This window comes from Phyllobacterium endophyticum (assembly GCF_003010935.1).
Taxonomy (GTDB): domain Bacteria; phylum Pseudomonadota; class Alphaproteobacteria; order Rhizobiales; family Rhizobiaceae; genus Phyllobacterium; species Phyllobacterium endophyticum.
In genome coordinates, this window is record NZ_PGGN01000004.1 from 649,302 (window position 1) to 662,219 (window position 12,918).

The following is a 12,918-nucleotide window of genomic DNA, read 5'->3' on the forward strand; positions in this document are numbered from 1 at the left end:
TTCAGCCTTCGCTCATTGCTGCATGACGCACGCGTCCGTGGACATTCTCCAGTGCGCGCGGTGTGAACTCACAAGCGAGAAATCGTGCAGGATCGACCGGCGCCGGCATCTCGATCTGGTGACCCGAGATCGCACGAAAGCCGAAAGGAGCATAATAGGGTTCGTCGCCAACGAGAATGACGAGACGGTGGCCTGCCAAGCGAGTCGCATCCATGCTGGTGCGCATCAGTGCTGCGCCGATACCCTGTTTTTTCCACGCAGGACGGACTGCCAGCGGCCCAAGCAGCATCGCCGCAGCAACTCCAATGGTTATCGGAGTAAGCCGCACCGATCCGACCACATGCTCGCCAATGAGCGCCACGAAAGACAGGCTACGGTCATGCGGGCCGCCTTCTCGGATCCGGTAAGCAGCCCGGGCAAAGCGGCCTGGCCCGAAAGCTTCCTTGTTGATGTCTTCTATGGCAGCGTCATGGACTGCTTCTTCGGGTGCGTAGGTCACGACATGGGTAAGCATGCTGGGGTCTTTTTTCAAAGGAGTAGACAATAGGCTGGACCAGGTTGGTCTTGGCCAATACAAGGAATGCCGCCGCTTGTTCCAAGCGCCGGTCCGGTTTCATCGTCGGATGAACAAGATTCCTGTCACAAAATTCTCCCTTTCAATCCGCGTAACATCAAACGAAAGCGTCGTAAACCGAAAATCCTTTCTGCCAATCAAAACATGACACTCTGTTCACCCCGCGGTCATGGATCTGAGAAAAATTGCGCATAAGTATACTAACGAAGAGGCACGCGCGCCGCAGCTGGTGCGTGATTCAGGAGCAGCATCATGGGACTATTGATTGACGGCATTTGGCACAACCAGTGGTATGATACAAAGGACAGCAATGGTCGTTTTATCCGCGCTGAGTCGCAGTTCCGCAATTGGGTGACCATCGACGGTGCTGCCGGGCCCACCGGCAGCGCGGGGTTCAAAGCAGAGCCCGGGCGCTACCACCTATACGTTTCCTATGCTTGTCCTTGGGCACATCGCACACTGATTTTCCGGGCACTGAAGCAATTGCAGGATGTTATCTCGGTATCGGTCGTGGACCACTACATGGGAGGAGAAGGCTGGACATTCTACGAGAGGGACGGAGCGACTGCGGATCATCTTTTTGGTTACAAACGCTTACATGATGTCTATACGCGTGCCGATCCCGGATATTCAGGCCGAGTCACAGTACCGGTGCTTTGGGACAAACAAAAAAACACCATAGTATCGAATGAATCTGCAGAAATTATCCGCATGCTCAATTCGGCGTTCGATGACTATGGCGATGCTTCCCTCGATTTCTATCCGGAAGCACTCCGAGAGGAGATCGACGAGATCAACGCATTGGTCTACCCAAACATCAACAATGGCGTCTACCGGGCGGGCTTCGCCACGACGCAGGAGGCTTACGAAGAAGCGTTTACCCAACTCTTCACTACGCTTGACCAGATCGAGCAACGACTATCCCGGCAACGCTACCTCGTCGGCAATCGGATCACGGAGGCTGATTGGCGCCTGTTCACCACTCTGTTGCGCTTCGATCCTGTCTATGTCGGCCACTTCAAGTGCAATCGTCAGCGCATCAGCGACTATCCAAACCTGTCGAATTACACACGCGAACTTTATCAGGTCCAAGGGGTCGCAGCTACGGTGAACCTGACGCATATCAAGGCTCACTACTACGGCAGCCACAAGAACATCAATCCGACCGGGATAATTCCGGTAGGGCCGGACCTCGACTACTCGGCCCCGCACGATCGCGACCGCTTCTGACTGCTACCAGTCGAGTGGAACCTCCGCACCATCCAAGATTTCCGCGAGCCTTTTCCGCGTCGATGGTGTCGTACCCTCGGGAAGAGCGTCGAGTTTGAAGAAAGCAGCGTCGGCAATTTCCCTGGTCGCGATGAAAGGGCTCGTCTGGCGGAAAGAACGGCAGACGTAAAGCGCGACATGGTCGCGGCGCGAAGCGTGGGCGTTGTGATAGATGGCAAAGAGCTCAGGCCTTCCTGTCAGCTCGATATTGCCTTCCTCCATCAGCTCCTTTTCAAGCGTCTGCTCGATCGTGTGGCCTGTTTCGACGCCGCCGCCGGGAAACTGCCAGCCCGGAACATAGGTATGACGAATGAGGAAAACCGACTGTTCCTTCTCATCGATCACCACGCCCCGCGCTCCTAGCGTCATCGGTCGGCGGAGCAGAAAATATGTATGAAACAGACGATGACGCCATTTCGAAGGTTTTTCAGCCATTCTGCATGACCTTGGCCAGAACTGTTCCGGCATGCGACTGTTCTAGCACTGGATTCCGCGCCGATTGTCTCATAAAACCGGGTTGATGTTCCGTCTCGCTCATATCTCCGACATACACCTGTCGCCTTTGCCCGCGCTGACTTTGCGCGAATTGATCTCCAAACGCATTACTGGCTATATCAACTGGCGATCTAACCGCAAGGGCTCCATGACCGGCGGTACACTGGATGTTCTTGTGGACGATATGAAGGCACAGTCTCCCGATCATATTGCTGTCACCGGCGATCTCGTCAATCTCGCCCTGGACGAGGAATTGGAGACAGCACAGCGCTGGCTCAAGACGCTTGGGGACCCCGCTAACGTTTCTGTTGTTCCAGGCAATCATGATGCTTATGTCCCCGGTGCGCTCAAAAAAACCCGCCGTTACTGGCAGCCCTGGATGCTCGGCGACGCGCAGGCAAGTGCAAACAACCCAGTAGAATTCCCGTATCTTCGTGTCCGCGGCGACGTAGCTCTTATCGGGGTTTCCTCGGCGCGAGCTACGGCCCCTTTCATGGCGACCGGTGACATACGCGAGCGGCAGGCCCGCAAGCTGGGTGAAATCCTCGACGAGACCGGAAGAAGTGGCCTGTTTCGCGTAATAATGATTCACCATCCTCCAGTGCGGGGTGCTGCGCCTTCGCACAAGCGCCTTCTCGGAATCGGCCTTTTTCAAAGGACGGTGCGCCAGCATGGAGGAGAGTTGGTTCTCCATGGTCATACCCACCTTGCAACCCGTTACGAAATTGACGGTCCGGGCTGGAAAATACCAGTGATCTGCGTTCCTTCAGCAAGCCAGAGCTTCGGGGGAAATCACAAGCCGCCGGCGGCGTTCAACCTGTTTTCTATCGAGAAAACCAATATCGGCTGGTCGTGCCACATGCTGGAGCGGGGGGTGGTCGATGATCAGATGACTATCCGGACAATTCGCGAACAGGAGCTCGCGGTCGGGGCAATCATGGCTCCGGTCGAAAACTAAAAGTACGGTGATAACCGATCCCAAAACAAAGCCAGCAGCACGCCTGCACCGGTCAGCGCCCCGATGGCGAACCAGGTAAAAACAGTGATGATTTCGCTGACGATGGATCGAGGTGCAGACGCGATAATCGATCCTCGAGATGACGAACGCCCAACCGCAGGATGTTCGCTTGCGGATCGAACGACGGTGTCAGACCGAAGGCTGATTCTCTCACCGTCCATCAATCGCTGCCGTTCGACGATGCGTTCAGCGATATAATTGGTCACAGCGTCCGATATCGGACGGACGTCAGTTGATTCCTCCACCACGATGCGCCCCAACCTTGTATCACGGACGAAACGATATGTTCGCCGGTCGCGGCCCATCATGACGTGCGAGGTAGAGTCGATCCACAATCTGGGCTGCTGCCCCTTCGAGATCGCAAAATCCCATTGTAGATCATCCGCAGGCACTTCGTCGAAAACAGGTTTCAAATCCTGAGCAAGCATTTCAATCCGCGCCAGATCCGCCTCTTTCATGTCAACCACGACATCGCCTCGATCAGCTGCGGCAATCTGAGCGCCCCTTACCGCATCAGCAAGTTTGGGCCGGCCATCTTTCGGGGTGATCTTTTCTCGCAACTCACTCATTGGCCATTCCAGCAAAGCTGTCGTCAGGATAAGTATCATTAACCATATTGGACAGACCGTTTCATCAGAAAACTTCGGCGCAGCGAATTTCGTTCCCGAATGGCTGAAGGGCCCCAAAAGGGGCCCCTGCATCACTTGCCGATGATGCGATTTGCTGCCGACACGATTCCCTCAAGCGAGGCGGTCACGATGTTCTTGTTGATACCAGCACCGAATATCTTGCCGCCAGGGTGCTCAATTTCCATGTAGCTGATGGCAGCCGCATCGGAACCATGCTGCAAGGAGTGTTCCGAATAGTTTGCAACTGATAGCTTAATGCCCAGGTAGTGCGAGAGAGCATCGATGAAGCCGTCCACGGGGCCGGTACCCCTGCCCTCGATTCGTTTCGTTTCGCCGCGATCGGTAATCTCAGCAGATACCACACGCACACCCTTCCGCTCCGTGTCGGGATAGGTGTGATGATCGACGAACTTGAGACGGGCGTCAGGTTGGTTGACGTAAAGCTCCTGGAAGCGCTCATAAATCTGCTTCGAGGAAACCTCCTTTCCGCCTTCATCCGTGATCTGCTGAATATCGTCACGAAATTCCACCTGCATGCCGCGCGGCAGGTTCAGTCCGTAATCGGCTTGCAGAATATAGGCTATGCCGCCTTTGCCGGATTGCGAATTGATGCGGATGATCGCTTCGTAGCTGCGCCCCACATCTTGCGGATCGATAGGCAGGTAAGGCACTTCCCAAAGTGTCTTGTTGGCTTGTTTGATTGCCTTCATGCCCTTGTTGATGGCGTCCTGATGTGATCCTGAGAAGGCTGTATAGACAAGTTCGCCGACATAAGGATGGCGCTCTGGAATAGCGAGCTGGTTAGAATACTCATAGACCTCCTTCATGCGATTGATGTCGGAACAGTCGAGTTCAGGATCGACCCCTTGGGTGAACATGTTCAGCGCAAGCGTGACGATGTCGACATTTCCCGTGCGCTCGCCATTGCCGAATAACGTGCCCTCGACGCGGTCGGCCCCAGCCATCAGGCCGAGTTCGGTTGTGGCGATGCCAGTCCCACGATCATTGTGCGGATGCAGCGAAATAATCAGATTTTCGCGACTGTCGAGTTGGCGGCACATCCATTCGATTCGGTCGGCATAGATGTTGGGCGTCGACATTTCGACTGTGGAGGGCAAGTTGATAATCAACTTGTTGTCGGCCGTTGGATTGACGATCTCCGTCACAGCGTTGCAAATCTCCAACGCCACTTCGAGTTCCGTGCCGGTAAAGCTTTCGGGCGAATATTCGAAGCGGTAGCCGCCACCGGCTTTTGCCGCCATGTCCGTGATCATCTTGGCAGCGTCCGTAGCGATTGTCTTGATGCCGTGAACGTCCTTGTTGAATACCACGCGGCGCTGCAACTCACTGGTAGAGTTGTAGAAATGCACGATCGGTTTGTGCGCGCCTTCGAGAGATTCGAAGGTGCGGGTTATCAATTCCGGGCGGCACTGCACCAGCACCTGCAGGGAAACGTCCTCTCCAGGGTTGCCCTCCTCTACACACCAGCGCGCAAAGTCAAAATCTGTTTGCGAGGCTGAAGGAAATCCGATTTCGATCTCCTTGAATCCCATATCGAGCAACAGCGCGAACATGCGCACCTTGCGGTCGTGCCCCATCGGGTCGATTAGCGCCTGATTGCCATCACGCAAATCGACGGAACACCAGATTGGCGCCTTCTCGATACGCTTCGAGGGCCACTGGCGATCTTTCAGATCGACGATGGGGTAAGGTTCGTATTTCTTGGCCGCATAGGGCATGCCCATGTTCCGTTGAATCATGTTGGTCATCTGGTTCTCGTTTCCGGCCCGATGCGCATCAAATTTGGCGCAATCCTGGCACTCTTCTTAGGCGTTACAGTCAATTGTAAGGGAATAAGGAGCGACTGCCTGGCGGCGAATTCGACCGCCGGACGCTCCTCTTAACGAGCCCGGCGATCGCCAGTAAGGTTAAGAAGAAGCGGAAGGAGAAATGCGCGTTTGGCCGCGTCCGCGGAAGCGGGCTGAGCAAAAGACTTGAAGGTCTGGCGCGTTTTCATGGTCTGACAATTAAACGACTGCAAAGCCCGACGCAAGAGGGCTTTGAAGTTAGTTGTTCTTAAGCTGAGCTGTGGCGCCGCCCGACAGCCATTCACTGACGACTCTAACGTCATCCTTGCCAAGCCCATGATCAGACTTGATCGAACGCGCTTCAACCCGCGCCCCGTGGGAGCGAAGAAGGTCCTCGAGCGCAGACGCATAGGGAGCGTAGAGCTGATCCGAAGCGCCGGATACTGTCAATACTCGGGCATTCGCAAGATTAGCCTCAGTCGATTCCCTCAAAACAGGCATCGAACGGAGGAGTACGGCTTGTTGCACCAAGTCGGGGTAAAGCATCATCACGGCATTGATCAGGTTGGCGCCGTTGGAATAGCCGAGGAATGTCGTGCGTTTGGGATCGAACTTATATTCCTGCGCGACTTGTTTGAGAAAGCCCGCGAATGCTTTTGCCTCTGAGCGAATGTCCTGCTGATCGAAACTGACGGGTGTCAGCCGGCGATACCAGCGAGTCGAACCATCCTGCACAACACGCCCGCGCACCGCTATCAACGTGGCATTGGGCGCGATCTTGGAGGCGAATGGAACAAGGCTGGTTTCATCCTGTCCAGAGCCATGCATGAGCACCATCGTGTCACCGTTCCGGGTTTCCGGACGATACACGCGATACTTGAACGCCAGATTTTCATGAAGCGAGCCTTCACTTTGCGGAAGAATGTCGCCCTTGACTGCCTTCTTCAAAATAGTGCCACTGCCTGTCGTATCGAGCTTAACTGGTGCAGCTACCGTTGGCTGCTGCACCACCGTCCGATCCTTTTCAGGACAAGCGTCGGCATCGCTACTTTTATCGACATCCGGCTGAGGATCAATGGTACTGGATAACACTTCCGCTTTACCGGATTGGATTTTCTCACAATCTGCAGTGCTTCGCGCGCTGGCGATCTGTGGTGCCGCGACGACAGAGAAACCCGCAACAAGTGCATAAAGAAATAGTTTACTCATAGGTTAATCCTGGCAGACTAAGGTTAACTAAGATTGTAAACAGCCGCGGTCGTCCGCTCGGCGCTGCCCTGCGCATTGGCCGCTCGTTCTTCCAAACGGAAGTGTTGCGTGGCGCCAATTATGGTCCCCTGACGTGCGCCTTGCGTCGCGTCGATTGTGGAGAATTGCATTGCTGGATGACATGTCACCCGGCGAGCCATCTATGTCAACAGGATTGTAACGAAATCATGACCGTTAGAAACATTTCGTTACAATTGTTGCCGCCATGCATCGATGGGACTGACATCAGCCGGTAAGACCGTTCAGTTTCAGATGCTGCAATAGCATGATGGTCTTGGCATCAACGATCTCGCTCTTGCGCACCAGGGAGAGCGCATGGTCGAGTGTCATCTCCAAAACTTCGATATCCTCACCTTCGCCTTCATGACCGCCGCCATCCGAAATGCGGTCCGACGCGTTATACGCTGCAACGAAAAACACCAGACGTTCAGTAACGCTGCCTGGGCTCATGAATACATCGAAGACGCGCTCGATATGGCGCAGGCGGTATCCAAGCTCCTCCTCCGTCTCCTTGCGTGCCGTCGTTTCTGCGTCATTATCATCAAGCAGCCCGGCGCACGCTTCGATGAGCATCGGAGTATGGCCCGTTACAAACGCCGGCAAGCGGAACTGCCTTGTAAGCAGCACTGTGTTCCGCTCCGGGTCATAGGGTAAAACAACAGCGCCATTGCCACGATCGTAGACTTCTCGCGTATGCGGTTCCTTCCGCCCATCGCGACGCAAGAAGTCGTAGCTGTACTTCTTGAGAGTCCCCCAGTTGTCAGAAAGGAGTTCGACGGATTTCATGCGAACAGGAGCATCACTCATGGACTATTCTCCGGGGAATTCAGGCAAAAGGTATGGCCGCCGTGCCGATAGGTAGCTTGGCCTCGTCGTCGGGTTCAACGTGAATAACCACGCTGGCATCGGGTATATTTTGCATCAGCGCGTTCTCGATGCGGTCGCAGATGATGTGCGCATCGCCCACGCTCATCGAAGCATCGACCACAAGATGAAACTCGATGAAGGTCACACGCCCTGCGATACGTGTCTTGAGGTCATGAACCTCTAGCGCGCCCCCTGCATTTGCCGAGATGACATCGCGGATCCGCATGGTCTCCTCGGTCGCGACACCCATATCCATCAAGCCTTGAACAGAGTTGCCAATCACATTCCAACCCTGCCAGAGAATGTTAAGTGCAACAACGATCGCGAGTATGGGATCGAGGATCGTCCAGCCCGTCAGGACGGCACCTACAAGACCGGCAAATACGCCGGCCGAGGTCACCACATCAGTCATGATGTGCTTGCCGTCTGCGAGCAACGCCGGAGATTTGTGCTTTCGGCCCCGGCTGATGAGGAGCGAAGCCCAGAACGCATTGATGATCGATGCACCGCCATTGATCGCGAGGCCCAGCCAGGGCTGAGCCAGATTTCTGGGCGTTTCCCAGGCAATCCACACTTCCCGCAGGATGAGCAGCGCCGCAACGACGATCAGCACTCCCTCCAGCACAGCAGAAAAATATTCAGCCTTGTGATGGCCGAAAGGGTGGTTCTGGTCTGCGGGCTTGTAGCTGACACGGATGGCCCACCAGGCGGCCATTGCGGCAACGACATTGACGATGGATTCCAAAGCATCCGAATAGAGCGCGACAGAGCCTGTCACGTGGTAGGCACCATATTTCAGCGCGAGCACAGTCATTCCAATGAAGATTGACCAGAAAGCAATGCGCTGAACTGTGGTGTCTTGCGCCATTCTATGCCGCTCGTATTTTCACCCGTCGTGGCAGATGCGCCACGACGTTCTCGATCATTCGCATCCCGGCGTTGTGACCAAGGGTCATGATCGACTCGGGATGAAACTGGACCGCCGCGATCGGTTCGCTTTTGTGCTCGAAAGCCATTATGACGCCATCCTCCGTTTCAGCGGTGACAACGAAACCGTCCGGTAAGCGTACAGGATCGGCAAAGATCGAGTGGTAGCGGCCCACGGTCACCTCCTTGGGAAGACCCGAAAAGATTTTGCCCTGCTTCGTAATACGGATGCGCGAAGGCTTCCCATGCATCGGGACATGCAGTTGTCGCAACGATCCACCATATGCCTCCGCAAGCGCTTGTAGCCCGAGGCAGACACCAAAGATCGGCAAGTCACGCTTGCGGGCTTTCTTGATTGTCGCTTTGCAATCAAAGTCTTCCGGCGTTCCGGGCCCCGGTGAAAGGACCACAAGATCCGGCTTTACTCGCTCGAAGATTTCGTCGGCGACCGGTGTACGCACGGTCGTCACTGTTGCACCGGTCTGGCGGAAATAGTTGGCCAGCGTGTGAACGAATGAATCCTCATGGTCGACCAGCAGAATCGACAGTCCCTCTCCCACTCGTGCGACAGCACGTTCCTCGGGCAAGACATTGCTCTTGTGGGCATCCCGAACTGCCGCGATCATTGCCGAAGCCTTGAGTTCGGTCTCGGCCTCTTCCTCCTCCGGCACTGAATCGTAGAGCAACGTCGCACCTGCACGAACCTGCGCGATGCCGTCCTTGATACGGATCGTTCGCAGGGTGAGACCCGTGTTCATATCACCATTGAAATTCACCATGCCGATGGCACCGCCATACCAGGCGCGAGGGCTGCGCTCGTTTGCTTCGATAAATCGCATGGCCCAGAGTTTTGGCGCACCGGTCACAGTGACGGCCCAAGCGTGCGACAGGAACCCGTCGAATGCATCCATATCCTCTCGAAGGCGGCCTTCGATATGATCGACGGTATGGATGAGCCGTGAGTACATTTCGATCTGGCGACGGCCGATGACCCGGACCGAACCCGGCTCGCACACACGGCTCTTGTCGTTACGATCGACGTCCGAGCACATCGTCAGTTCGGATTCGTCCTTTTTCGAATTAAGCAGTTTGATGATCTGCTCGCTATCGGCGATCGCGTCTTCGCCGCGCTTGATCGTTCCCGAGATAGGACAAGTTTCAATGCGCCTTCCGACCACGCGCACGAACATTTCGGGCGAGGCGCCGACGAGATATTCATTGTCGCCAAGATTGATATAGAATGAATATGGGGACGGGTTGATGGCTTTCAGGCGGCGCGAGATGACGGAGGGTTTGGTTTCACAACGCTCATAGAATGTCTGCCCCGGCACGACTTCGAACAGATCGCCGCGCATGAAGCTATCCTTGGCTTTCTTGACCAGTTCCGCATACTCGCCTGGACTATAGTCGCCGCGACCGGGAATTTTATCTGTCGGCCTGAACGGCTCTGTTACCGTATCGCGAGGCAAGCCCTCGGTGGACATGCCCCCGAAAGAATAATCGTAGCGGTCGAGCCAAGCCTTGGCAGCATGATGATCGACGACAAGAATTTCGTCGGGCAGGTACAGAACAATATCACGCTGATCGTCAGGGCGCTTCAGCTTGTACTGCACCGCGTCAAACTGAAAAGCCAGATCATATCCGAATGCACCATATAGACCCAGATTGGCGTCATCTTCCGTAAAAAACAGGCCGACGATCGCACGCAGTACGGTGAAAACCGAAGGAATGCGTGAACGTTCTTCCTCCGTGAATGTGCGGTTTGGCAGAGCAATCTCCAGTTCGAGCCTGGTTGCACCCGCCGCCTTCACCGAAACCTCTTCCAGGGTCGCAATGGTCTGCCTGATCGGCACGAGGAGGATTTCGCCACGCCTGTTCAAGGCCTCGACGGTCATATGCCGGCCGTTCGACGTGATCGCGACTGGTGGATCTACGATCGCCGTATCCCAACGCGTATAGCGGCCCGGATACTCGTAATTTGACGAGAAAACTGCACCGCGCCGCTCATCGAGTGCATCGACATAGCTGTCGATCGCGCTGGCATAGGCAGTTGCAACACGTGACCGCGTAATCGTGACACCACCTTTGGTGTCGAAGATTTCAACGTCGCCCTCAATTCTATGCATCATCGATTTCCCTTGTTGCATCTGGCGTTGCGGGCGTCCGACGGGTCAAACAAAAAGGCCGCCCGGAAAACCCGTCGCGGCCCTGTCCCTTTTTCACAAACATGCAAAAGGCTGCGTGGCCGCTATCAGCGAGCCCACCACCAGCCATTTGAAAGAATGTGTGTGTTCATGGGGTGATTGTTAGCGTTACATTGTTGCGCTTGCAACAGCAAAAATCAGAGCCGCTACGAACGTCTAGAAGAGTCCTTCGATCAACCCTTCTGCGTTCAAGTGGATTCGCTCAGCAGAAGGCGACTTCGGCAGGCCCGGCATCGTCATGATTTCACCGCAGATTGCCACGATGAATCCTGCACCCGCGGCAAGGCGCACTTCTCGCACATGAACTACATGGTTCACCGGCGCACCCCGCAGATGCGGATCGGTTGAGAATGAATACTGGGTCTTTGCCATGCAGACCGGGAGGTGGCCATATCCGGCCGCTTCCCATTGACGCAATTGCTCACGCACGCTGGCATCCGCGTCGGCTTCCGCACCCCGATAGATGCGCTTGACAATCGTTTCGATCTTGTCGAACAGGGACAATTCATCCTCGTAAAGCGGCGAAAACTGCGCCGAACCGCTCGTCGCCAGCGCAACCACCCTGTGTGCGAGTTCTTCGATGCCCGCGGAGCCCTCCGACCAGTGCTTGCACAGGACAGCCTCAGCACCATGCGTTGCAACGAACGTCTTCACAGCCGCAATCTCTGCCTCGGTATCGGCAGTGAAATGATTGATAGCGACCACCACCGGCACACCGAACTGCCTGACATTCTCCATATGGCGGCCGAGATTGGCGCATCCGGACTTTACAGCAGCGACGTTCTCCTCGCCTAGATCTTCCTTAGCCACGCCGCCATGCATCTTCATGGCACGTATTGTTGCTACAATGACCGCCGCTGCCGGTTTGAGGCCCGCCTTGCGGCATTTGATGTCAAAGAATTTCTCTGCACCGAGATCCGCGCCGAAACCTGCTTCGGTAACGACATAATCGGCAAGTTTGAGAGCGGTCGTCGTCGCCACGACTGAGTTACAACCATGCGCAATATTGGCAAAAGGGCCACCATGGACGAAGGCTGGATTGTTCTCCAGGGTCTGCACGAGATTGGGCTGCATCGCATCCTTGAGAAGAACGGCCATTGCCTTATCCGCCTTCAGATCGCGAGCGTAGACAGGACTCTTGTCGAAGCGGTAGCCGATAATGATTTCCCCCAGTCGATCCTCCAGATCCTTCAGATCATTGGCAAGGCACAGGATAGCCATCACTTCCGAGGCAACGGTAATGTCAAAGCCGGATTCTCGCGGAAACCCATTCGCCACACCACCCAGTGAAGACGCGATATCACGCAATGCCCTGTCATTCATGTCCATGACCCGCCGCCATGTGATGCGGCGCGTATCGAGATTGAGCTCGTTTCCCCAATAGACGTGGTTGTCAATCATGGCCGCCAGCAGGTTATGGGCGGAAGTAATGGCATGGAAATCGCCTGTAAAATGCAGGTTGATATCTTCCATCGGGATGACCTGCGCGTGACCGCCTCCGGCTGCACCACCCTTGGTACCAAAACAGGGACCTAGCGAAGCTTCGCGAATGCAAACAATGGCCTTTTTGCCGATCCGGTTGAGCCCATCGCCAAGCCCGACTGTCGTCGTGGTTTTGCCTTCGCCGGCAGGCGTTGGGCTTACCGCTGTTACGAGTATGAGCTTGCCGTCCTTTGCGCCGCGTCTCGACTGGATGAATTCCGCCGAGAGCTTGGCCTTGTCATGTCCATAAGGTACGAGATGTTCCGGTGGTATTCCGATCTTCGCGCCTATTTCCACTACCGGTTTTTTCACCGCGGAGCGCGCAATCTCGATATCGGATGGGACGATAGCCACAGACGTTTCCTCAATGCTTCAA

At 55.4% G+C, this 12,918-nt stretch carries 11 protein-coding genes; 2 read left to right on the forward strand and 9 right to left on the reverse strand.

Translation table 11 applies throughout. From position 1 onward, the window contains the following. Position 1 precedes the first annotated feature (1 nt). Positions 2-514 carry a GNAT family N-acetyltransferase gene (locus tag CU100_RS21330; protein WP_106718575.1) on the reverse strand — a complete coding sequence of 171 codons (513 nt, stop codon included), beginning with the start codon at positions 512-514 and terminating at the stop codon, positions 2-4. A 312-nt stretch (positions 515-826) separates the two neighbouring features. Between CU100_RS21330 and CU100_RS21335 the strand changes: the two genes are divergently transcribed. After that, positions 827-1,804: a glutathione S-transferase family protein gene (locus CU100_RS21335; RefSeq protein WP_106718576.1), complete on the forward strand. Its 978-nt coding sequence runs from the start codon at positions 827-829 to the stop codon at positions 1,802-1,804. Positions 1,805-1,807: 3 nt separating this feature from the next. Here CU100_RS21335 and CU100_RS21340 read toward each other — a convergent pair whose 3' ends face one another. Continuing rightward, positions 1,808-2,278 carry an NUDIX domain-containing protein gene (locus CU100_RS21340; protein WP_106718577.1) on the reverse strand — a complete coding sequence of 157 codons (471 nt, stop codon included), beginning with the start codon at positions 2,276-2,278 and terminating at the stop codon, positions 1,808-1,810. An 85-nt stretch (positions 2,279-2,363) separates the two neighbouring features. Between CU100_RS21340 and CU100_RS21345 the strand changes: the two genes are divergently transcribed. After that, positions 2,364-3,296, forward strand: a complete 933-nt coding sequence (locus CU100_RS21345; RefSeq protein WP_106718578.1) for a metallophosphoesterase family protein — start codon at positions 2,364-2,366, stop codon at positions 3,294-3,296. On the opposite strand, the gene CU100_RS21350 is transcribed toward CU100_RS21345, so the two are convergent. From CU100_RS21350 to CU100_RS21380, 7 genes are all read right to left on the reverse strand, one after another. Continuing rightward, positions 3,293-3,925, reverse strand: coding sequence for a hypothetical protein (locus tag CU100_RS21350; protein WP_106718703.1), 633 nt, complete (start codon positions 3,923-3,925; stop codon positions 3,293-3,295). The two genes, CU100_RS21345 and CU100_RS21350, sit on opposite strands and share 4 nt — an antisense overlap. Positions 3,926-4,056: 131 nt before the next feature. Then, positions 4,057-5,754, reverse strand: coding sequence for a 2-isopropylmalate synthase (gene leuA / locus CU100_RS21355; RefSeq protein ID WP_407070358.1), 1,698 nt, complete (start codon positions 5,752-5,754; stop codon positions 4,057-4,059). Positions 5,755-6,051: 297 nt separating this feature from the next. Continuing rightward, positions 6,052-7,002, reverse strand: a complete 951-nt coding sequence (locus CU100_RS21360) for an alpha/beta hydrolase (RefSeq protein ID WP_146141886.1) — start codon at positions 7,000-7,002, stop codon at positions 6,052-6,054. 285 nt (positions 7,003-7,287) lie between these two features. Further along, positions 7,288-7,869 (reverse strand): NUDIX domain-containing protein, encoded by a 582-nt coding sequence (locus tag CU100_RS21365; protein WP_106718579.1) that lies wholly within the window; start codon positions 7,867-7,869, stop codon positions 7,288-7,290. A 19-nt stretch (positions 7,870-7,888) separates the two neighbouring features. Beyond that, complete coding sequence (locus CU100_RS21370) at positions 7,889-8,797, reverse strand: cation diffusion facilitator family transporter (protein ID WP_106718580.1); 909 nt, start codon at positions 8,795-8,797, stop codon at positions 7,889-7,891. A 1-nt stretch (position 8,798) separates the two neighbouring features. Then, positions 8,799-10,982, reverse strand: coding sequence for an anthranilate synthase (locus tag CU100_RS21375; RefSeq protein ID WP_183635467.1), 2,184 nt, complete (start codon positions 10,980-10,982; stop codon positions 8,799-8,801). A gap of 234 nt (positions 10,983-11,216) precedes the next feature. Next, on the reverse strand, positions 11,217-12,896 hold the full coding sequence (locus tag CU100_RS21380) for a formate--tetrahydrofolate ligase (protein WP_106718582.1): 1,680 nt from the start codon (positions 12,894-12,896) through the stop codon (positions 11,217-11,219). Between the last annotated feature and the right edge of the window lie 22 nt (positions 12,897-12,918).

Bases quoted from the DNA above. Each gene is read 5' to 3' on its own strand.
- CU100_RS21375 (WP_183635467.1), bottom strand. From the start codon at position 10,982: ATGCATAGAATTGAGGGCGACGTTGAAATCTTCGACACCAAAGGTGGT.
- CU100_RS21360 (WP_146141886.1), bottom strand. From the start codon at position 7,002: ATGAGTAAACTATTTCTTTATGCACTTGTTGCGGGTTTCTCTGTCGTC.
- CU100_RS21330 (WP_106718575.1), bottom strand. From the start codon at position 514: ATGCTTACCCATGTCGTGACCTACGCACCCGAAGAAGCAGTCCATGAC.
- CU100_RS21370 (WP_106718580.1), bottom strand. From the start codon at position 8,797: ATGGCGCAAGACACCACAGTTCAGCGCATTGCTTTCTGGTCAATCTTC.
- CU100_RS21340 (WP_106718577.1), bottom strand. From the start codon at position 2,278: ATGGCTGAAAAACCTTCGAAATGGCGTCATCGTCTGTTTCATACATAT.
- leuA (WP_407070358.1), bottom strand. From the start codon at position 5,754: ATGACCAACATGATTCAACGGAACATGGGCATGCCCTATGCGGCCAAG.
- CU100_RS21345 (WP_106718578.1), top strand. From the start codon at position 2,364: ATGTTCCGTCTCGCTCATATCTCCGACATACACCTGTCGCCTTTGCCC.
- CU100_RS21350 (WP_106718703.1), bottom strand. From the start codon at position 3,925: ATGAGTGAGTTGCGAGAAAAGATCACCCCGAAAGATGGCCGGCCCAAA.
- CU100_RS21365 (WP_106718579.1), bottom strand. From the start codon at position 7,869: ATGAGTGATGCTCCTGTTCGCATGAAATCCGTCGAACTCCTTTCTGAC.
- CU100_RS21335 (WP_106718576.1), top strand. From the start codon at position 827: ATGGGACTATTGATTGACGGCATTTGGCACAACCAGTGGTATGATACA.